The organism is Paenibacillus sp. 1-18 (assembly GCF_000520755.1).
In the GTDB taxonomy this organism is placed as follows: domain Bacteria; phylum Bacillota; class Bacilli; order Paenibacillales; family Paenibacillaceae; genus Paenibacillus; species Paenibacillus brasilensis.
On sequence record NZ_ASSB01000086.1, the window covers coordinates 1 to 22875 of the forward strand.

Annotated in this window: 19 protein-coding genes and 1 pseudogene; 19 read left to right on the forward strand and 1 reads right to left on the reverse strand. The window is 42.0% G+C overall.

Annotated features, from left to right (window positions below; translation table 11 throughout):
• The 19 genes from L693_RS0106250 to L693_RS0106350 form a co-directional block, all read left to right on the forward strand.
• Window positions 1-1257, forward strand: a 1257-nt coding sequence (locus tag L693_RS0106250) for a helicase-related protein (RefSeq protein WP_025716539.1), incomplete at its 5' end; no start/stop codon positions are given.
• Window positions 1258-1571: 314 nt separating this feature from the next.
• The gene (locus tag L693_RS0106255) at window positions 1572-2171 is read left to right on the forward strand and encodes a ComF family protein (RefSeq protein ID WP_231503548.1); all 600 of its coding nucleotides are present in this window, start codon (window positions 1572-1574) and stop codon (window positions 2169-2171) included.
• Between the two features lie 405 nt (window positions 2172-2576).
• Window positions 2577-3041, forward strand: a complete 465-nt coding sequence (locus L693_RS0106265; protein ID WP_025716541.1) for a LysM peptidoglycan-binding domain-containing protein — start codon at window positions 2577-2579, stop codon at window positions 3039-3041.
• A gap of 733 nt (window positions 3042-3774) precedes the next feature.
• Window positions 3775-4185 carry a TIGR03826 family flagellar region protein gene (locus L693_RS0106275; protein ID WP_025716542.1) on the forward strand — a complete coding sequence of 137 codons (411 nt, stop codon included), beginning with the start codon at window positions 3775-3777 and terminating at the stop codon, window positions 4183-4185.
• A 194-nt stretch (window positions 4186-4379) separates the two neighbouring features.
• On the forward strand, window positions 4380-4655 hold the full coding sequence (flgM, locus tag L693_RS0106280) for a flagellar biosynthesis anti-sigma factor FlgM (RefSeq protein ID WP_010349684.1): 276 nt from the start codon (window positions 4380-4382) through the stop codon (window positions 4653-4655).
• A gap of 12 nt (window positions 4656-4667) precedes the next feature.
• Window positions 4668-5168 (forward strand): flagellar protein FlgN, encoded by a 501-nt coding sequence (locus L693_RS0106285; RefSeq protein WP_025716543.1) that lies wholly within the window; start codon window positions 4668-4670, stop codon window positions 5166-5168.
• A gap of 18 nt (window positions 5169-5186) precedes the next feature.
• Window positions 5187-6755 (forward strand): flagellar hook-associated protein FlgK, encoded by a 1569-nt coding sequence (gene flgK, locus L693_RS0106290; RefSeq protein ID WP_025716544.1) that lies wholly within the window; start codon window positions 5187-5189, stop codon window positions 6753-6755.
• A gap of 62 nt (window positions 6756-6817) precedes the next feature.
• Window positions 6818-7738, forward strand: coding sequence for a flagellar hook-associated protein FlgL (gene flgL, locus L693_RS0106295; protein WP_049825077.1), 921 nt, complete (start codon window positions 6818-6820; stop codon window positions 7736-7738).
• 17 nt (window positions 7739-7755) lie between these two features.
• Complete coding sequence (locus L693_RS0106300; RefSeq protein ID WP_025716546.1) at window positions 7756-8325, forward strand: DUF6470 family protein; 570 nt, start codon at window positions 7756-7758, stop codon at window positions 8323-8325.
• Between the two features lie 95 nt (window positions 8326-8420).
• Window positions 8421-8873: a flagellar assembly protein FliW gene (fliW, locus tag L693_RS0106305; RefSeq protein ID WP_025716547.1), complete on the forward strand. Its 453-nt coding sequence runs from the start codon at window positions 8421-8423 to the stop codon at window positions 8871-8873.
• A 2-nt stretch (window positions 8874-8875) separates the two neighbouring features.
• Window positions 8876-9115 carry a carbon storage regulator CsrA gene (gene csrA / locus L693_RS0106310; RefSeq protein ID WP_025716548.1) on the forward strand — a complete coding sequence of 80 codons (240 nt, stop codon included), beginning with the start codon at window positions 8876-8878 and terminating at the stop codon, window positions 9113-9115.
• A gap of 151 nt (window positions 9116-9266) precedes the next feature.
• Window positions 9267-10094 carry a flagellin Hag gene (gene hag, locus L693_RS0106315; RefSeq protein WP_025716549.1) on the forward strand — a complete coding sequence of 276 codons (828 nt, stop codon included), beginning with the start codon at window positions 9267-9269 and terminating at the stop codon, window positions 10092-10094.
• A gap of 140 nt (window positions 10095-10234) precedes the next feature.
• Window positions 10235-12112, forward strand: coding sequence for a glycosyltransferase family 2 protein (locus L693_RS27730; protein WP_049825078.1), 1878 nt, complete (start codon window positions 10235-10237; stop codon window positions 12110-12112).
• A gap of 45 nt (window positions 12113-12157) precedes the next feature.
• Window positions 12158-15076, forward strand: a complete 2919-nt coding sequence (locus tag L693_RS27735) for a glycosyltransferase family 4 protein (protein ID WP_049825079.1) — start codon at window positions 12158-12160, stop codon at window positions 15074-15076.
• 110 nt (window positions 15077-15186) lie between these two features.
• A complete protein-coding gene (locus tag L693_RS0106330; RefSeq protein WP_025716550.1) occupies window positions 15187-15585 on the forward strand; it encodes a flagellar protein FlaG in 399 nt (132 codons plus the stop codon).
• 15 nt (window positions 15586-15600) lie between these two features.
• Window positions 15601-17061: a flagellar filament capping protein FliD gene (fliD, locus tag L693_RS0106335; RefSeq protein WP_025716551.1), complete on the forward strand. Its 1461-nt coding sequence runs from the start codon at window positions 15601-15603 to the stop codon at window positions 17059-17061.
• A 19-nt stretch (window positions 17062-17080) separates the two neighbouring features.
• Entirely contained in the window at window positions 17081-17485 is a 405-nt protein-coding gene (fliS, locus tag L693_RS0106340; protein ID WP_025716552.1) for a flagellar export chaperone FliS, read from the forward strand.
• The gene (locus tag L693_RS0106345) at window positions 17478-17813 is read left to right on the forward strand and encodes a hypothetical protein (protein ID WP_025716553.1); all 336 of its coding nucleotides are present in this window, start codon (window positions 17478-17480) and stop codon (window positions 17811-17813) included. The genes fliS and L693_RS0106345 overlap by 8 nt, the downstream gene beginning before the upstream one ends.
• A gap of 250 nt (window positions 17814-18063) precedes the next feature.
• A complete protein-coding gene (locus tag L693_RS0106350; protein WP_007432685.1) occupies window positions 18064-18261 on the forward strand; it encodes a cold shock domain-containing protein in 198 nt (65 codons plus the stop codon).
• 190 nt (window positions 18262-18451) lie between these two features.
• Here L693_RS0106350 and L693_RS0106355 read toward each other — a convergent pair.
• A pseudogene (locus tag L693_RS0106355) lies at window positions 18452-22875 on the reverse strand (DUF11 domain-containing protein); the annotation flags it as partial.

Genomic DNA, 22875 nt, shown 5'->3' on the forward strand with positions numbered 1-22875 from the left:
GGGCTGAGCCCTGCGCAACGTGCCGCCGCCGAAGCTGCACTGCACTTTTTGGCCGCACCACCCGCGGAAGTGCGGCGACGCTCTCGCCTGGAGAGCCGTTGGCTACGAGCGCGCGAATTGTTCCGGCGCGACAGGGTTGCGAGCCGGGGGACGGACGCTGCTGCTACGCATGGCAGCACTCTTGCCCGCAGCGGGCGGTCTTCACTCAAATCTGGGAAGCTTGCGGGGGGAAGCGCTGATCGGCAAATACCCGATCCTGCGGCAGAGCGTTTTTTGCTCTGGGCCGTGACTGGCGCAGGCAAGACGGAAATGATGTTTCCGCTTTTGCAGCATGTGTTGGAACGCGGAGGGACAGCGCTTGTAGCAACACCGCGCCGGGATGTGGTACTGGAGTTGGCACCTCGCTTGGAGGTTGCTTTTCCCCAGGCTACCATGGTAACGCTTTATGGGGGGAGCGCAGAACGCTGGCAAAGAGGGCAGCTGACACTGGCAACGACACACCAGCTATTGCGTTATCGTCACGCCTTTGATCTGGTAGTGATTGACGAAATTGACGCGTTTCCTTATCACAATGATCCTATGCTCGCCTTTGCTGCACAAGCTGTATGTAAGCCGGAGGGCAAGTTTATCTATTTGTCTGCTACGCCACCACATGCGCTGCAGAGAGAGGTAGTACGCGGCCGACTACCACATGCCAAGGTTCCTGTTCGCTTTCATCGTCATCCCTTACCTGTCCCATTTCGCTTAGGGACTGCTCCCGTGAAACATTGGTTGCAAAAAGGTCAGCTTCCCGCGGCCTTTACTCAACGCCTGCGCGTATCTATACAGCGAGGAGCACAGGTCTTTCTGTTTGTGACACGAATTTCCCATATTCAGGGTCTGGTGAGACTGCTGATTAAACACGTACCCGATGTAGCCATTGCCGGTACCTCATCACAGGATGAAGAACGAACTGTTAAAGTGCGTTTATTTCGAGCCACTGAAATACGTGTGTTGGTCACAACTACTATTTTGGAGCGGGGAGTGACTGTTCCGCGCAGCGATGTGTACATACTGGACGCGGATAGCCATCTTTTTGATGAGGCCTCTCTCGTCCAAATGGCTGGTCGCGCGGGAAGGTCCAAGGATGACCCGTGCGGAGGTGTTATTTTCACATCTCCCCAATGGACTCGTGGTCAAAAGAGGGCAATCAGACAGATTCAACGCATGAATACACTAGCACAGAAAAAAGGTTATCTGAAGGAGATCAAGCATTAAATGCATTAAATAAAAAAAGTTTTTTTAGAAATATGAAACCTGAAGCTATGTCGGTACGTAAACTACCAAGAAAGGTGCATTCTGGTATGGGGATAATTTCAAGAACCCGTTTTTTTATGAATTGGCTACTCCATCGTCAGTCCCAGGCATGTATCGCTTGCGGCACTCTCACAGGGCGTTTTTCCGAGTATGCAGGGATTTGTACTACTTGTTCGGTTCAAATCCCTTGGATTTACAAAATTCGGTGCGTTCATTGTGGACGTCCGACATTTTGCCCGGATTGCGTAAGGCCTGTCCGATCGGTACGTTACTATGTGTGTAATCGGAGTGCAACCAGCTATACACCGATGATGAGAGAATGGATTGGACAGTTCAAATATCGTGGGAATGAAAAGTATGCTTCTGCGCTGGGTGAGATAATGAACCGAGCCTATCGGGCGATGAGACATGAGTTTGCAGGCGATGTCCATTCTGTTCTCAACCGATCTTTGTGGAGTGTAGACATTGTGACCTGTGTTCCGGTAAGTGAGACGAGGCTGACAGAGCGGGGCTTCAATCAGGCTCAAGTTCTGGCTGAAGAGATTGCGAAGCGGAATAAGCTTCCTTTCGTACCTTTACTTGCTCGACCACAAGATACTGGCAAACAGAGCTTTAAAACAAAAAAGGATCGCATAAGCACAATGGATAATGCCTTTGCTGTTATCCCTGATATGGCGGAATTGTTGAAGTCTCTTGTTTTAAAAGCTGATTCTCGATACACATCGGACAGGATACAGTCTGCTACTGTTTTGCTTGTAGACGATATTTATACAACAGGTAGCACCTTGCAGGCGTGTGCGCGTGTTTTAGGTGAAAAGGCAGCAGAGCAAGGAGTACATTTGGCTATTTTTTGCCTGACTTTAGCAAGATCATAAGTCTAAATTTTCTGTATTTGTTATGAGAGGATTGTTTGTAACTATGAAATAAACCTTGAAATTGCTTCGAAAATTGCTTAATTGATAGAGTAGAGTTCTTTTACAGCGCGTAATCAGCAGAATTTGACAACGAGCTAGAAAGAGATATATAATAAAAATATAGACACAAACAAAAAGTAAGGGAGTAAGGGAGTAAGGGAGTAAGGAAGTGAGGGATGAATTTAGAACATTTCAATTTAGAGGTTGATTTTTTTGGAAAAGAGGAGTACAATTTCTATCTGTTGATAGCTAACATGATTGGTAATAAGTGATTAGCTAATGACAAAAGAGCGGACTTTGGGAGTGTCTCGCTCAGTAGTAAAGCAGTTAATTAAAATTTAAAGCTAAAAAGAGGAGAGAAAAATAATGAAAAACGTAATGAAAAAAGTAGCAGTATCTAGTATGCTGGCAGTAAGTTTAGGTGCAGTTTCTTTGCTTAGCCCACTTGCAACAGGTCAAGTAATGGCAAAATCCAACTCTGATGACGAAAAACAACAACTGGAAGATCAAATAATTAGAGAACAACAAGAAGCAGCACAAAAAGCATTTGAAGCAAATGTTTACGGAACTGGAACTACTGAAGATACAACAACTAAAACACCAGCTCAACCGGCTACTGACAACAATCAAGCAACAACAACAAAATCAGCAACAACTACAACTGAAACACCAGCTGCCGTAAACACAATCACAGTAAATGTCCAAGATGGTGATACACTGGCTTCTATTGCAAAAAAATATGGCGTAACTGTTGAAGAACTGGTTAAAATCAACAACCTGATTAAAGTGGGTCAAGAACTGCAAGTACCACAAACAAACACAAATAAATAATTATTATTATGAATGCATAATAATAATTATTTATTAAACCCAGCGTTTGACTATAGTATACGGGAAGGGCTCTATTAAAACAATGCTTTTTTGAATAATTGTTTGTTTTTTTGGGCTGCAAATTTCCAATGATACATCTATCATGATTTCAGATAGTTTATGAATAAGATGATGATAGTTGCATGAGATTTATGAATCCCCACACTCCATGTGCGGAGCATTCTATGGGCGCCGATCCCCCGGATTTACTGCATTTGCTTGATAGTATTTGGGGCACAGGTGAACATGAATTCTTCTGAGGATTGTTTCGCCCGGTTTTTCCCTCAGCTTGACCTGCACTTCTCGTTTGATCATATTCATATATAGCTATATTAATTATAATGAAGCGCTATTCCCGAAAATTACTGGAATGGCGCTTATTTTATTTTTTATCTCAAATAAGTCGCATTGTTTGACGATAAATAAATACATGCCATAGGCTAAGATGTAAGGACTTGTTGGCTTCCTTAATTTGTATGTCATTTGAATAACGATACATACCGATGTAGAGGGGATTTTGCTGATGGATAGCAGTATCGTTTATACTTTTACTATGATAACGTACAAAATGTGTAGTTGTGTAAAATCTGAGAATCTTTTTTTGAAATATTTGCTAGACGAGGCTCTTCAGTATAAGGTAATGTAAGGATAAAAGTAATTAGAGATCGGAAATTGGAAAGGGGCGCTGCAGAGGATGAATTTGGATAACTGTCCTCGCTGTGGAAAGCTGTTTATTATGAATGTCAGAGGGCTCTGTCAGAATTGTATCAAAGATATTGAGCTTGAATATGAGCTTTGTGTCAAACATATACGTGAAAATAAAGGGATTCATATGCATGAGCTTTCAGAGGCGACTGGGGTATCCGTTAAGCAAATCACGACCTTTATACGTGAGGGGCGTATTTCCATTGCTAATGCACCCAATATGACGTATCCTTGCGAAGTGTGCGGAATACCGATTCGTGATGGACACATGTGCGATTCTTGTCGAACAAGACTGACCAAAGACCTGCATCAGGCTGCGCGTGAAAGTAGTAATCAGGATCAAATTAACAATATGGGCAAAGGTACCTACAGCGCAATTGATAAACTTCGTGGAAACTAGTACAGGGGAATTAAAAACGTATTTAGCTATTCAAAAAGTTTCAAATACCGCCGATAATCTTTATAGAGCTTATCGGTTTTTTTATTTTTAGCAACCATGCACAAATAAGAAGTAAGGCATAATACGAACCATGTTCGACGCTATGTCGTCTGATACATTCTGACCATATCAAATAACTAAGGAAGGTGGAAGTTATGAAAATTAACGAGACCAACCGCATCGGAGCGATTAATCCATATCAGCGAAATATTGAAACAGGGCGCCAAGAGGAGCAAAAGAAATCTCGTCGCAAGGATGAGGTATCCATCTCCCCGGAAGCAATGGAAATGCTGAACCGGAGCAGCGATACAGATCGAGTTAAAAAAATTCAGGAGCTTAAGCAGCAAGTGGCTTCTGGAACCTATCGTGTAGATGCAGACAAAATTGCAGAGAAGCTGTTGCCTTACTTCAAGCAGTCTTCCGAAAGCTAGGTGAAGTAAAATATGCCTTTAGTGCGCCTGATTGATGTGCTGGAGCAGCTAGATCAAAAGCATCTTATCTTGTTGGAACTGGCGAAAAGCAAAAAAAAGATTGTCATGGAAAATGATATAAACAGCCTGGTTCAGCATTTGAAGCAGGAGTCCAGGCTTCTCAAACAGGTGGAGGAGCTGGAGGAAGCTCGTATGGAGGTCTCGTATGAGCTTCTTCGTGAACGTGGTATTAAGTCTCAGCTAAATTTGACTATAACCGAGCTGGCACGTCTTGTCTTTGATCCTGAAGATAAGAACAAACTTCTGAGTGTGCAGAGCCGCTTATCCCACACCCTTTCAGAATTAAAGGAAGTTAATGCAATCAATCAAAAGCTCATTGAGCAATCGCTGGTGTTTATTGACTACTCGCTAGATCTTCTTGTAGGTCGTCCTAATCAGGAGATGACTTATATGCATCCAGATCAGAAAAGTAATCAACTCGCACGACCTGGATTGCTCGACACTAAGGCTTGATCCGAGGAGGAAAACAGAGTGCCATCCACATTTCATTCCATAGAAACAGCTAAAAGAAGCCTTTTTACACAAACTGCAGCTTTAAATACAACAGGACACAACATAGCTAATGCCAATACAGAAGGCTATACACGACAAACGGTTAAGATGAGAGCTTCTATACCGATGGAGGCTTATGGTATTAACCGTTCTAATGTGCCTGGTCAGTTGGGAACAGGTGTTGAATTTGATGCTATTGAACGCATTCGTGAAAAGTTCTTGGACAGTCAGTATCGCGGAGAAAATACTGAGCTGGGCAGTTGGACGATTCGAAGTAATACACTTGATAAGCTACAACAGATTATGAATGAGCCGTCCGACACAGGGATTCGAAAAGTGTTAGACAACTTTTATAAATCTTGGTCTGATTTAAGCAAAGACCCGGAAAGTGTAACTGCACGTACTATTGTTAAAGAAAATGCGCTTGCTTTGACAGAAGCAATGAATCATATGAGTAAACAGTTAAGCAATTTATCTGCAGATTTAACCTCAAATGTGGAGGCTAAGGCTAGTGAGCTGCAAAGCTATGTAAACTCCATAGCGGATCTGAACCAATCAATTACTAAAATTGAAGGCTTGGGGGATAACGCTAACGATTTACGTGACCAGCGTGATTTGATCGTTGATAAAATTTCAAAAATCGTGAATGTGACGGTGACTGATACGGCTCAGGGCTACAATGTAAATATGGGGGGCCAAGCGCTAGTAACCGGATTTACACCGACGACTGGAATTAACGGTGCGTTATTGCAAGCTGCTTTTGCTTCCAATGATTTGCAAGGTGGCGAAGTACATGGAATGATCATCTCCAGAGATCAATTTGTAGCAGATTATACTGCCCAACTGGATAACCTCGCCAACACATTGGCGACCGGTGATATTTCTGTAACGCTGCCTAAAGGCTCGGTATTACCAGAAGGCACTGTACTGAACGGAGTGACTTATACAGGGACCAACCGCACACTTCAATCGGATTTAACAGTTACGGTTAAAGGTCTTAATGGTCTGCATCAACTGGGTTATACGCAAGAGGGCAAAGATACTAACGGTAACATGGTTGCAGGTAAACCTTTTTTTGTAGCTTCAAATAATGGCGGGACGATAACGGCAGGCAACATCACGTTAAATACCGTTATAGGAGATAATCCTAACGCCATTGCAGCATCCCTTCGTGTAACAGGTACTGCTCCTACTGAAGAATTGGTTAAAGGTAATAATACATTGGCATCCCTGATGGCCAATTTAAAATTAAACAGTTTCACTTCTGTTTCTACGGGGAATACGGCTACTATTGATAGCTTTTTCAGTTCTATGGTTGGTCAGTTGGGTATAGAGGCTCAAGAGGCGACAAGACAGACACAAAACTCGACAGCCCTCGTATCTCAGGTAGAAACTATGCGCCAATCCGTGAGTGGTGTTTCACTGGATGAAGAAATGTCCAATATGATCAAGTTTCAGCATGCCTACAGCGCCGCTGCTCGGTTTATGACCACATTCGATCAATTATTGGATAAATTAATTAACTCCACAGGTGTAGTGGGAAGATAAGAATGAGGATTAAATATCTTATGTTTTTATACAAGGGTATTTAATTACGGAGGGATATAATTATGCGAGTTACTAACAATATGCTAAGCTCACAGCTTTTGCTGAATTTAAATCGAAATTCGGAGCGTATGAATAATACGCAGAACCAGATGTCGACCGGACGTAAGCTGAACAAGCCCTCTGATGATCCTGTAGGAATTACGTATTCCTTAAGGTACAGATCTGAATTGTCTTCAAATGAACAATACCAACGGAATGTGGACAGCGCAGTGTCTTGGCTTGATTTTAATGATACGGTCATGGATCAGGCAGGCCAAATTATGCAAAGAGTACGTGAACTTACAGTACAAGCCTCTACGGGAACTAATCCACAATCTGCGCTGGACAGCATTAACAAAGAAATCGGTCAGCTTAAGGAACAAATGATTGATGTTGTGAACAGCCAACTGAACGGTAAATATATATTTAATGGTCAAACCTATGACAAGAAACCATACGATCTTCCTTTGAATGCTGATAATACGCATGATACATCTGGAGCAGCGTCCATTGTTACGGATACAGGAAATGTTAATTTTATAGTGGGTGAAAATGTTGCTTTGCCCATTAATGTAACCGGTAATGAAGTCGTAGGAACAAGTGCGGATGCCGATAATTTATTTACTATTTTTAATCAGTTATCTGCAGCCTTGGCAAGTGGTAACATTAAAGCAAGCGGGGATCAATTAGCTAATATTGATACACGGGTGGGTAAAATGCTGAAAGTCCGGTCGGAAATGGGTGCTAAATCCAACCGTGTTGAGCTAATGCAAAGTCGTTTGAAGGATCTGGAAGTGAACTTAACGGACTTGCAGTCTAAGACGGAAGATGCGGATTACGCCGAGCTTTTAATGAACTCCAAAATTCAAGAGAATATATATAATGCTTCCTTGTCAGCGGGAGCGAAAATAATATCTCCATCATTAATGGATTTCTTAAGGTAGGTTAAGGAGGGGATATAGTGGCCATCATTCCGATGCTTCAAATCCGGCAAACTCCGGCTATCCTGCATATTGATGCAGACCCTGGGCAGTATTCGATTCGGCAGCCTTCGGCTGATATGGAATTAACGACACGACGTGCTCAACTGGAAATCCGCCAGTACAAGCCACAGCTTACGATAGATCAAAGCGCGGCCTACTCTGCATATAACGGGGGTAATTACCTTGAGATGAATAATCGAATTTATTCAGGGTTGCCGCAAATTTTATTACAAGCAATTGCCCATAGGGTGGAGCAAGGCAACCGGATGGCAGCGATTCATATTCCAGGGAATACTGTAGCCAATGTCTTTGGAACGGATACAGAAACACATGTTCTTCCTGAATTTAGAGAGGCTGCATCCATGGATAATGTGGATATTCATATTGAAACGCGTGCACCTGATATTACATATACACCTGCTGTATCGGAAATGCATGTGACCGTTAATCGTCCCGAGATTGAGTATACTCCAGGAAAACTGGAGATTTATATGCAGCAGTATCCATCGGTGGCCTATATTCCGCCAGAAATTGATGTTACGATGTGAAATAAGTTAAGGTTATAGAGGAGATGTTTAAGCCGTCTATAGCCTTTTTTTTGTAGTGAAGTGTATATATCTGATTAAATATTGGAGGAATATCTGTGATTATCTCGACATTTATTTGGGGTGACATCGAAGTTGATGAAAAAGAAATATATCGTTTTGAAAAAGGAATTCCGGGATTTGAAGAGACGACTGAATTTGTGTTGCTTGATCAAGACGAAGCCCCCTTTTACTATCTCCAGTCTCTTCAGCAGAAGGAACTTTCTTTTGTCTTAGTGGATCCTTTTATCTTTTATCCTGAATACGAGTTCGAGCTCCCGGACAGCGAAGCGGAAGAACTGGAGATTGAATCTAATTTAGTCGTTCGCAGCATACTAACATTACATGAGCAGGTAGAAAACTCAACGATCAATTTATTGGCACCTTTGGTGTTCAATCCAGATAACAGGCAAGCCAAGCAGGTTGTTTTGCATCAGACCACATATCAGGCCAGACATTCATTGCAACCCGTTAAGAAAGACGAAACCGTCCGTTCAAAGGAAGGTGAATAATCATGCTGGTACTTTCGCGTAAGAAAGGCGAGTCCATTATCATTCAGGATCATATTGAGGTCACGGTACTCGGAGTAGAGGGCGATACCGTTCGTATAGGGATTTCAGCACCCAAGCAGATGGACATCCTTCGCAAGGAAATCTATTTATCTATTCAAGAGTCCAATCGTGAATCTACGGCCCATACGCAGTTAAATTTGGACGCTCTACGCAAGATGATAAATAAAAATAACGAAAAATAAAAAAAATTCTAAAATGCTATTAAAAGATCGACGAGATTGTCGATATATATAGTACAAGCTATTGCGGAGGGGCGGCCGACTTCAACGGATAGCTTTAACAACAATAAACCACATGGATGTGGGACATTTACCTTCAGGGAGGAAATTTAAAATGATTATCAATCACAATATCGCTGCGATGAACACTCATCGTCAACTGGCTGTCAACACAGGCAACACTAACAAAGCTATCGAGAAACTGTCTTCTGGTCTGCGTATCAACCGCGCTGGTGATGACGCTGCAGGTCTGGCAATTTCCGAGAAAATGCGCGGTCAAATCCGTGGTTTGGATATGGCTTCCAAGAACGCTCAAGATGGTATCTCCTTGATCCAAACAGCTGAGGGTGCATTGAACGAAACTCACAGCATCCTTCAGCGTATGCGCGAATTGTCTGTTCAATCCGCTAACGATACTAACACTACTGTAGACCGTGGTGCTCTTCAAAAAGAAGTTGATGAACTCTCCAAAGAGATCACAAGAATCTCCAGCACTACTGAATTCAACACTAAGAAATTGTTGGATGGTTCTGCTTCCGGTGTAGTATTCCACATTGGTGCTAACACAGGTCAAAACATTAGCTTGTCCATTGGTTCTATGGATGCTAGTACTTTGGGTGTTGCACAATCTGCCACAAGCGGTATCGATATCTCTACTCAAAGTGCAGCCGACACAGCTATCTCCACAATCAACGCTGCAATCGAAACAGTTTCTGGTGAGCGTGCGAAACTGGGTGCGAACCAAAACCGTCTGGAACACACAATCAACAACCTGAACACTTCTTCCGAAAACCTGTCTGCAGCTGAATCCCGTATTCGTGACGTAGATATGGCGAAAGAAATGATGAACCAAACGAAGAACAACATTCTTGCACAAGCTGCTCAAGCTATGTTGGCTCAAGCTAATCAACAGCCTCAAGGTGTTCTGCAATTGCTTCGTTAATTTTTACTGGTGTCAAAGAGGAATCCCAATTATGGGATTCCTTTTTTTGTTAGTGAGAACTCCTTTTTCAAAGCTAATGAAGACTTAAGAAACAGCCGATAAAAGTTGTATAACGTACTTACTAAAAAAGGAGTTTTACCATGAACAAAACTATTTCTTTGTGCATGATCGTGAAAAATGAAGAGAAAGTGTTAGATAGATGTTTAAGCAGTGTTGAAAATAAAGTTGATGAAATTATCATAATAGATACTGGCTCAACAGATTCAACGATGGAAATTGCAAGGAAATATACAAAGAAAGTTTATTCTTACCAATGGGCCGATGATTTCGCAGCAGCCCGTAATCGTTCATTAGAATATGCCGAATCTGATTACATTCTAGTACTGGATGCAGATGAGTATTTGGAGTCGGATGCGGACTTAAAGACAGTTGTCGGGTCAGGTAAGGATTATTACCTAATAAGAATTAGAAATTTGCTATCTTTTGGTTGGGCTCATACACATACTGCAATTCGATTGTTTGTAAATAAACCACAGTTAAAATATATAAATCGTCTGCACGAGCATTTAGATACTATGAACGAGAATTATGAGTATTCAAATGAAATGGCGGACTTTGTTATTCTCCATACCGGTTATATGAATGAAACTTTGGCGGAAAAAGATAAGCTATCCAGAAATCTGCCTATTATGTTAAAAGAAGTCGCTGAAAATCCAAATGGCTACAATTTGTTTAACACAGGGAATGTATATTACTCCTTGGGCAACTATAAAAAAGCGATAGAGTACTATCAAAGATCATACCCACTCAGTAAGGATAAATCTTATACTCCAGAACTTTTAACTAAAATAGCAACATGCCTGAGTTATTTGGGCAAACATGAGGAAGGTTTGAGAGTTTTAGAAGATGCAGTTGAGATATTTCCAAATACAGTGGATTTGCGTTATGCACAAGGTAAAATTTATTTCGAAGCTGGTTATTTTAGAGATGCTGAGCTTACATTTCGAAAATGCATAATCATGGGTGATAAAGGAATAACTGTCACTGAGGGAGCTGGGGGTTACGGAGCTCACTATTATCTATCCCTGCTTTATTATAAAAAAGGTGAGCTGGCAAAAAGTTATGACGAGATCATTAAAGTGATTCAAGAAAAAAAGCTGTTTGTACCTGGTCTGAATCATTACTTTGAGATCATTTTGAAAGGCAATATTCCTTTCGAGGACGTAAAGCAAAATATAAACAATATTTATAATATATCGAATGTAGAAGAATTACGCTGGCTCATGGAGTCTATGTATTCTTTGCGTCATCCACTTCTTAATGAATATTTAAATAGTTACAATTTGACAGTTGAAGATAAGATCAGAGCAGTTGCCCTGCTGTTTGATAAAAAATATGAAGAATCTAAGCACTGTTGGGAGCAAATATCAGTTGGTGAAGAGAACGCATTAGACGTGCTTGTGCTTGCTACTATACTAAATGATCAGACTCTATTTCAATTAATTCAACCGCTTCTTAATCTTAGTAATAAAGAGCAAAAAACCTTATACACTTTCTTAATGGATGGCGAGAATGATAAGAAACCTGTGATAACTACTAGAACAGAAGAAATTATTATGAAAGTAATAACCCATTTAATAAGCTTACAGGAATTTGACGTTTTTGAAAAAGTATCGACAATGATCCTCAAGTCAGATGTTAACATAAATATTAGAATGGGCGAAGTTTTAGTGAATTATGGCTTCAATGAAATAGCGATAGATGTGCTTTCTAAATGCTTTGAAAGACAACCTAGAAACTCATTGTTAGTGCGTTTACTGGGCGATGTTTGTCTTAAATCTGGCTACTTACAGGATGCGCAATTATTCTATTCCAGGCTATTGGAATTGAAACCCGAATATTCGTCGTATGAAAGATGTTTTAACTTGTACGAGGCACTTGATGACTCTGAAGGCATGGGAGTGATTAAAGCAGAAATTAAAAAGAAATTTAGATTCTCAGATTGGGTAAATCCTTAAGGTTTTGCTAAAATTTTAGTTTTACACTTGAGAGGAGTTCAGCTAATGCTAAGTCAAATTATTAGTGAGGCTAGATCTGAAGAATATAGGACAAGAATGGAGCGCCTCGCATATGCTGAGACTCAAAGACTTGTCCCTAAAGAGCCTAAACAAACCATTCATATTGTTTATGTGATAGGACACGTTAATGTTTGCGGGGGGAATAAGATAATACTTGAACATGCAAATGGACTGAAAAAGCTAGGAACCCAGGTCTCCATTATTTCTCATTTCCCAAAACCTGATTGGTTTCCTATTGATGTAAATTATATTAAGATACCCTTTCAAGTTAATATAGCTCAGTTTATACCTGATTGTGACGTTATAGTCGCAACTTATTGGGATCAAATTAATGTCTGTGTCGATGCAGGTATTGCACCAGTTGTTTATTTTGAGCAGGGAGATTTTCACTTATTCACGGATGTGAGTGAAGAATTGTCAATCACCTTAAATCATCTCTTTGCGCTGCCTGCATATATAACAACAGTATCAGAGCGTGTTTCATGGATTATAGAGAGTAAGTTCAAACGTAGACCAAAGGTATTTCACAATGCTCTCAATAGAAATGTATTTTATGAGAAGTCCTCTAACTCTTTGGGAACTAGAAAAATGATTGTCGTTGGTAGTGATAGGGTAGAGTTTAAAGGTATTGATGAATTAAAGCAGGTGCATAAAAATATCGTTGATAGAGGTTATGATCTTGAATTTGTTTGGATAACTCCGAATGAGCCACTACAGCCTTATGGACAAGTATATATTAATCCTCCGCAAACCAAAATTGCGGAACTCTATCGAGATGCTTATGTTTATGTATCAGGATCGCACTATGAGTCTTTTTCCCTTCCACCGTTAGAGGCCATGGCTTGTGGTACCCCAGTAGTAGTAACTGATAGTAATGGCGTTATGGAATACGCGGTTAACGAGCATAATAGCTTGGTGACTAATGTTCGTGATATACAGGGAATTACCGATCAGGTTATACGTTTGTTAAATGATGAGGAATTATATAGAAAGTTGAAAAAAAATGGTATCGATACTGCAAATTCATTTAGCTGGGATACAATTTTATCCGAATTATTATATTTTTATAAAAGTGTATCTGCTCATGGGGTGCAAATCCAAGCAAACAATGAATGGGATATAATTTGTGAAGATAAGGATCAACTTTCTAATGAGGAATTACTTTATATTAACCACCTTCTAGGCACTACGAAAGCAAGCGAGATTTGGAGACCTGTAGAATATTCAACCGTTCAAGGAATAAGTAATGTTTCTTGGGAGTTATTCTATAAAAGAAGGGACTATCTAGAGAAGGGGTTTCCTGAAAAAATATTAATTAAAAGTAAAAATCCTAATTTAACAAATTCTAAGTACAAAACAGTGGCGGCCTTATTTGAGCATAAAAAGTATGTGGAAGTATTGAGGTTTCTAAAAGATGTTTTGTCTGTCACTAGTAAAGAATCGATAGAATATCCAGTGTGCATACGTTGGATTACTTTATGTTACATTGAGTTGGAAATGTACTCAAATGCATTTGAGCTTCTAACATCTACTTTGGAAATTCACAAGATGAACATGGAGCTTTGGTACTTGCTTTCTAGAGTGCTTTATGGACTAGGAGCTAGAGATAGAGCGGCTGCTATTTGTGAATATTTTCTTACAATAGATAATTCATATTTCTATCCAGATTATATAGGAAATCTAAATGAATTGGTTGGTGAACTCTGTTCCAAGTTAAATATAGAGAATAAAGAGTCTTCTCTGGAAGCCTCTTTGTTACAAACAGATAATAAAGGTCAGGGTTGGAGTGTGAGCAGGAAGTATAAAGTGATAATTTTTGGAGTTAACACTTTAACAGAGTTTGCTTATCTTCTTACTGATCCAAATAAATGCACAGTTGAGGCAATCGTCGATTCTAGTGGACAATATGCTGGGAGATTTATAAGAAATACTAAAATCATTGGTCATAATGAGATCAAGTCTTTTGAATATGATTATATTGTTAAGCTTGAAGCAAACAGCTTACTTAGTTCGCTCGACGCCAGCAAAATTATTGATTTGGTGGGTGCCTTAAATAATTATTATCTATATGAGTATCATAAGAATATTAACAGCATAACTGAGAACCAGAATGACATAACTGGTATAGTTACAGGTATTTCATATCATGAGGTGGGAATTAATACAGAGTTATTGGGCGGGAACTATAAAAATATGGCTTTATCCAGTCAAGATCTTTTTTATGATTATAAGATTGCGGAGTGGATACTTAATTACTTTAACCCTAATAAAACAATAAGCAATTTTATTATTGGGCTTAGTTATTATAGTTTTCATTTTGACCTATCTTTAAGTATCTATAAAGAACGTTCACGCATGTATTATCCGATCTTTCAAACAATGCATAACTATCATGAAGAGAAGAAAGCTCAACAAGACTATGATCAGTTTGAAACTCTTAGTAAGAAGTTATTGCTAGATGATTTAACAATAAAAGTTTTCGAGGCTTTTAAAGAAAGCAAAGAAAAAGAAAATACTATTCTTAGAAGTCGAGAAATGTCTAGTGATGATAAACTCCATGCTACTGTTTTAGCAGAAAAAGACAGCAACAAAAATTATCCAAAAACTGTGGAAGAGAATAAAGCAATACTTAAACAGTATCTTAATATGCTGCGAAAGAATAATATCACGCCTGTATTTGTTGTATGTCCTGTAGCAAAATGTTATAGTGACGCGTTTTCCCCTATGCTAGAACGAGAATTTCATTCGATTATTAGAGAGATGAAGGAAGAATATGATTTTAAGCTACTAGACTACTTTAGGAGTCGTAATTTTGAAGAGAAGGATTTTTATGATGCTTCTCACCTAAACATTAATGGCAGGGATAAGTTATCCAGAATGATTGATAAAGAGTTATGCAGATAACTGCTTACCATCTTTGGGATCGAAATTTATAATCCGCAAATTTATACTCTATTCAGTTCATTGGCTGTCTAGCCGATATATATTATAAAACATGTATCGGAGGTTGTCAGATGAATCTGCAGTTCTCAGTTTCGACAAGTACCACAGTGGATGGAGTGAAAGGTGGTGATTTAAAGAGTGAGTACACTGGTTCTCACAATACTAATAGTGGTACGATAATACAAACTATTAAGACCGATTCTGAATTAACAAAGTATGAAAAACAAGGGCTGTCAGTGTCACTTGGGGACGAACAGCTTATTAAGGCGATAGATCGAGCCGTCAAGGCTCTCCAGGGCCCTGCAACAACCTTGGAAATGAGTGTACACGAAAAGACGCATCAGATTTTGGTTAAAGTTCTCAATAAGGATACAGGTGAACTGATCCGGGAGATTCCTCCTGAAAAAACATTAGACCTAGTAGCTAAGATGATGGAAATAGCAGGAATCCTAGTAGACCAAAAAGCGTAAGGAGGTAATTATATAATGCGTATTAATGGATTTTCCGGAATGGATATCGATAGCATGGTTACAAGTTTAATGACTGCTCAAAAAGCTCCATTAAACAAGTTGAATCAACAGAAACAAATCTTGGAATGGACACGGGACAGTTATAGAGAGTTAAACAGCAAAATTGTTGATTTCAGAACTAAGCTTTCGGAGTTTAAGTTATCATCAGCGATGAATACACAACAGGCGGTTGTATCGGGAAATACGACCGCAATCAAAGCAGACGCAAGTGCTAATGCGAGCGGTGCGGCGATGGCTGTACAAGTTACAAGTCTCGCGCAAAAGTCGAATATGACAAGTGGAAGTAAGTTATCGACTAGCTCTAGTGCAGATGCTACGCTAACAACAAAAATTGGAGATCTATCCACCAGTACAGGTGCTGCAGATTATACAGTCACCATTAATGGGAAATCTTTAACCTTTTCTAGCGACAAAACTATAGCTAATGTTATTAATACAATTAGTACGGATGCCGATATGAAGGTTAATGCGAGTTTTGATGAAGTATCCGGTAAATTTTCCATCACCTCAAAAGATTATGGAACGAATCTTACAGATGGTTCAGGTACTTTGAAAACATTATTGGGCATGGGTACAATACAAAACGCTACAGCAGGAACAGTAAAAATTAGTACGGACGGTGGTTCAAGTTTTAAGGAATTTACCACTAATAACAATTCTCTTACTGTCAATGGTATCACGCTCACCCTTTTATCAACGAACACATCTACAGATCTTGCGAAAGTTCAAACTCAAACAGATCCAGCTAAAGCGCTAGATACGATCAAAAATTTTGTTCAAAATTACAATGACTTACTCAATACCTTTAGTTCGAAAGTCAAAGAGGAAAAATACCGTGATTATCAGCCACTTACAGATGAACAAAAGAAAGATATGAAAGAGAATGATATTACACTTTGGGAACAAAAGGCTAAAAGTGGTCTTCTCAAAAACGACAATATCCTATCTTCAGCAGTCTCCTCGATGCGTTCAGTGATTACAGGAAGTCTCGGTGATCTAAGTGCAATAGGAATTACAACGGGACAATACTATGAAAATGGAAAGGTATATATTGACGAGGAGAAGCTTAAGGTTGCTTTACAGAGAGACCCTCAAAAAGTCATGAATATTTTTCAGGGTAGCGCTGATGGTACGAATACAGGAATATATAATAAAATCAGTGACGAATTGAACGGAACATTGGACTTACTAGCTAAGAAGGCAGGTACATCTAAGTTTAGTTCTGATGTAAATAGTATATTTAAATCAGAAAGTATTATGGGCAAGCAACTTGCAGATTACAATAAACGAATTTCTGACATGAAAAGCCGGCTAAGTGATATGGAAACACGCTATTACAAACAATTCTCAGCCATGGAAGAAGCCATGAATAAATATCAATCCCAGTCGTCTAGTCTGACAGGTTTGTTAAAATAGATAGTAAAGGGTGAGCGGATTGATTACATCTCCTTATGAAAAATATCGGCAGTCTTCGGTTCAGACCTCTACTCCTTCTCAACTTGTAGTTATGTTATATGATGGAGCCATTCGCTTTGTTAAGGCGGGGCTGGTTGCTTTAGATTCTAAGGACTACCAAAAGGTTAACCTAAACCTTGGTAAAGCACAGACCATCGTTAGTGAGCTAATGTCGACGTTGGATCATTCCTACGATATTTCTAAAAGCTTGTTTGCTCTCTACGAATATATGAATTATCTTTTAATTCAAGCCAACATAAAAAAAAGTGCAGATCCAGCCAATGAAGCTCTAGGATATCTCACCGAATTACGCGAAACCTGGGTACAGGTAAGTAAGTTGACAGCGGGTGCTGCGGATACAGCGATAGGAGCCAACCATGGATGAGCTTATCGGTCAACTGGAGAACCTTACTACTGATTTAATGAATCGACTGAATGTAACATCTTATGAAGAGATAGTGAGATTTGTTGAAAGTCGTCAGTTGCTAGTGAATGAACTAGAAGATCTTCTTAAGCTAAGTGCTGCAGACGTAGGGCAGATTGATCGTATAAGAAATCTTATAGATAATGACACTCCCATCATAAGCAGAATGAATTTCTTAAAAGGAGAAGCAGCCGACTGGCTTCAACAGCGTAACATGGCCAAAGTTCAGCGCAATGCCTACGAAACCGCCTATTCTTCTGATGCCATTTTGATGGATCGCCGAAAATAAAAATATTTTCCCTAACCCGTTTCACCTGTTTCAGCATACAGGGAAGCGGGTTATTATATATTATAACCTCTATACAATCATTAAGAATTCATTGTAACGATATTCAACTGTATTAGCAGAAGAATATTGATGGCAAATAAATGTATGAAAACATTATCAATTCCAATTGACAATGGATAACTTTGGGTGGTATAGTCGGAAATGTGGGCGAGAGCTTCACTTCATTTGATGACGAAGGGAATGTTAGTGCATGCAAGGTAAAGTAAAATGGTTTAACGCAGAAAAAGGTTATGGTTTCATCGAAACGGCTGAAGGCGGCGACGTATTTGTACATTTTTCCGCAATTCAAACAGAAGGCTTCAAAACACTTGAAGAAGGACAAGACGTGGAGTTCGACATTGTCGAAGGCGCACGTGGACCACAAGCCGCTAACGTAACCAAATTATAATCATCCCCGGCATAGCCGACCTACATAATTGGTAAGATGGTTAGCAATGGATAACACGCTAGCAACTGCCCTGGAATATTTTCCAGGGCTTTTTTATGTTTTCTAAATACATAAGGACTTTCCCAATATACTGACATAAAAAGAGTCCCTTACACAAGGGTAAGGGAGCTCAACTCTATGCAATAGCAAGTTACTCAAAAGAACCGTCGAAATCAGCCATCTCCACAAAAATGGTATTGGAGGAAGCGGATTGTTTTTCTAAGCGTCCGTCAGGATAGCAGAATTGATAGCGCAGGATAGCCTGGGCGATCAGATAAGGACGGAGTGCGGTTTCAATATCAAAGGAGAAGACGATGACAGTTTGATGGTTTGGATCAAGGCGCCCCAATGGAATACCTTGGAGCAGCTTAGGATGCGGAAGCGGCACAGAGTTTACGGAAACGGTTCGTAACAAAAGGAAATCCTCGGCTGCGAATGGAGCCGTAAGCAGTAGCTCTTCCAGTGGAGTGTTTCCTGTATTCTCCACCTGAACGGTGAAGGACAAGATGTCCTCTTGCCCGACACGCAAAGCGCTGGAGCTAAGCGTAAGCTTAGGGACGGCAGCAATGACGGTCATGCCGACGGTGTTGGATTGGGCGCTTTCCTGGATGGCCTCTCCCCCACTACGACGTGAGGTGTATTCGATGGTGGCCAGGTTGCTGAAAGTTCCATCTGCAGGTGCCTCGCGGATTAGCGCCTGTAGCGTAAGATTGAGAGTCTCGCCTGGTACAATATCCGGGAGGGTGATACCTGCACCAAGGTTAGCGACTGACTGTGCTTTCTCTTGGATCGTCAAGCTGTTAGGTACATAAACCAGTCCCTGCGGCAACAGATCGGTGAATAACGGATGCTGTGCCGTGATACCGCCTTTGTTCGTTATCTGTATAGTAAATGTGAGTGTGTCACCTACAGAGGCGTCTGGGGTATTCACCTTTTTGACTAACTCGAGCAGTGGGTATACGACTGGAATAGTAACGGTATTGGTAGTCAGTGCTCCCGATACGGCTCTTCCTTCAGGTAACGTAAACGAGTAGGCAAAGGTAGCCTGATTTACAATGTAGCCGGATGGAGGTGTCTCCGACACGCTCACTTGATAATTCAGTGTCAACGACTGTCCTGGCTCTACAGACCCAAGGCTGACCCCAACAGCTGGATTGGCTCCTAACAGCGATTGACCGTTCAACCGCAGGCTGTCAGGAATGAACAGAGTTCCGGTCGGAATGAAATTTTGCATAGTAACTTCCGTAGTTGTGTTGCCGAAGTTATTTAGCTGTATCGTATAGGTAAGGGCTTCCCCGGCCATGGCTCCCGTATTTTCCGTGGAGATGCTGACAGCAAGCTGTGGATCGAAAACGGCTACGGTCACGGTGTTGCTGACGATCTCGCTCGCACCATCGCTGTCAGCATAGCGAAGCTGCACGTTATTATTTAGACGGCCGCCGACAGGCAGGGACTGCACGTTCACGGTGTAAGATATATTCACTGCCTGCCCTGGCTGCAGGCTGCCGATAAATAAGGGTTCGCCCGGCTTGCTGGAGGCAGGTGGAGAACCGTCAATTCTCAGGCTGTCCGGGTTCATGATGGCTCCGTCTGGTACATAATCCGCTAAAACCACATCGGTAATGACCGCCCCACCGTCGTTAACAAGGGCCAACTGATAAGGTACTGTATCACCTAAAGCAACAGCAGATACTGTCGTGCTGAGCACGGCTGTTAAGGCATCTTCTGCAGCAGAGTTCACCTTAACGGAGACAGAAGGCGAAACGGCTTCCAAATGTATATTGCGCCCATCAGGCAGTTGGTAGGAGTAAGCCAGTGAAGCTTGATTTGCCAGTGCACCCGATTCGGAGGAACGGACGACAAGAGCAGAGAAGACGGCAGTTGTCTGTTCTCCTGGTGCAATTGTACCTAGAGTAATGCTTTGCTCTGGACTAACACCGTACCCAGGAGCTCCATTCACCGTAACAGATCCGGGGACAAAAGACAGCTCCGATGGCAGGGAATCCGTCAACAAGCCAAAGGCGCCGATGTTTCCGGTATTTTCAGCAACTATGGTGTAGGTGATGCTTTGGCCTGGCTGTACACTCTCTGTGTTGGCTATCTTCGTCAGCTTCAGAACAGGCTGGAGTATGGCAACTGTTACCATATTGGACAGAATCGAACTCGCTTCTTCTCCATTTGTAATCAATAAGCGAGCCTGATTGGTTCGTGGTCCCGGCTGCTCTGTTGCTGCGATACGGACTTCAAAGGATATGACGGTCTTTGTGTTCGCTTCTAATGTTGGCAAAGGTATACCGCTCCGAGGATCGCTTTCCGTTATAGCTGTTCCGTTAATCTGAACTGAACCCGCAACAAACTCGATATCCTCTGGCAGGGTGTCCAGCAAGCGGGCGTCTTGTATGGTATCCGAATCCTCGTTGCAGATCACGAGTTCATACGTCAGAGTATCCCCAGAAGTGGCAAAAGGTGAGCTTATACTTTTACTTAAAGTGATGTCTAGGGGTGAAACGGCAACTTCAACGATGTTGGATAAATGGAAGCCTCCTGCCTCTCGGCCATCTGGTGCATTGAAGCGATAATCTACTTCAGCCTGATCTACCAGCAGTACGGCTGCAGGAATGGAAGATACCAGCACCTGGAAGGTAACAGTTGCCGATAGTCCTGGTGGTATGGCTGGAGTCGGAATACCTGTAACTGGACTTGCGCCTGGGGCAGCAATGCCGTTAATCGACACCGTGTTGGGAAGGAATATAGAGCCGTCTGGAATATTGTCGGTTACAGTGGTGGAGGCTGCAATGTTTCCGGTGTTGGATACGACGATCGTGTAAGTGATGATGTCTCCAATTGTGGCATTGTTGGTACTGCTTGTTTTGACTGCTGTCAGGATCGGCTGGAAGACTGGGATGGTCACGATATTGGATGTTGAGCTGCCAGTAAATACGCCGCTGGTAAAGCTGACTGAGGCCTGATTGGACAATTGCGGTGGCGTCGGTAGGGAGTCCACTCGGACCTGGAATGTGACGGTTGCAACAGCTCCAGGAGTGAGCGTGCCAATGGCGATACCAAATCCGGGATTTCCATCAGGGGAGGCCGTTCCGTTTATAGTAACACTGCCATTCACAAAGGAGCTTCCCGCTGCAATCATGTCCGAGACCACTATATTATTGGCTGTACTGATCCCGTAGTTGGAGACAGCCAGTGTATAGGTGATGATATCACCGACAATGGCGTCGGTAGCCGCCGTCCCTTTTACAATACTGACGTTAGGTGAGGATACAGAGATGCTGAGTGAATTGGATACCGCTGATCCAGATATGGTTCTTCCATCCGGGGGTTGAAACGTGAATGATCCAGATGCCTGATCAGTCAATACCTGTGGATTAGGCAGCGAATTAATAATCGTTTGGAAAGTTACGGATACCGTTCCGCCTGGCATTACAGATCCGACCGGAACGCCTGTTTCGATGGACAACCCAGGCTGCGGACTGCCGGCAATGCTGACACTGTTGGCAAGGAAAGATGATCCAGCCGGGATGGTATCGCTGATGGTAAGTGCTGCCGCAATATTACCGCTATTCACGGCTGTGATCGTGTAGGTCAGTGTATCACCGACAGAGGCGTTAAGGGTGCTGGAAGTTTTGGTAAGTGCAATAAGCGGCTGGAATACAGGCACGATAAGAGGATCGGAAAAGGCAGTACCGGTGAATGTTCCGCTGGTAAATGAAACGGCTGCGATGTCTGTGAGCAGTGGAGGCTGCGGCAAAGTTTGCACAGTTGTCTGGAAACTAACAACGAAGGTATTTCCAGACGCAACGTTTCCAATGGCAATTCCAGCGACCGGAGAGGCGTTAGGGAAGGCTACGCCGTCGATGATAACACTACCTGGAACAAAGGAGGTTCCGGCTGGAATCGTATCGGTTACAACGGTATCTGTGACTGAATCTACACCACTATTTGTGATGCTCAGTGTGTATCTGATCGTATCGCCTACTACAGCGGCTGACAAGCTGGATGTTTTCGTAATCTGGATATTAGGTGCGGATACGCTGACATTGACTGTATTGGATGTGACAGAACCACTGAGAACTCTACCGTCAGGCGGTGAGTAGGTAAAGCTCGCTTGCCCAAGATCGGTCAGTACAGGCGGGGTTGGCAGAGACGAGACGACCGTTTGGAAACTCACCACGATACTGCCTGAAGGCGCAAGTGAGCCGAGTGTAATACCCGTAATTGGCGAAGCTCCCGGCACAAGGATGCCGTTAACAACGACGCTGTTAGGCAGCAGTTCAGAGCCCGCAGGGATATTATCCGACAGCACAGGTATAACGGCGATATTGCCGGTGTTGGTTAACGTCAGTGTGTAGAGCAGGGTTGAACCAATCTGCGTGTTGACAGTATTGGCGGTCTTGGTCAGGCTGATGATCGGCTGATATACCGGCAGAGTGACCGGATCAGAATGCGAGGACGAGGTCAACGCGCCTGAAGTAAAGCTAACGGTCGCCTGATTGGTAATTTGCGGCGGTTGAGGCAGACTGACGACAGACAACTGAAATGTAACGGCTGCCGAGCCACCCA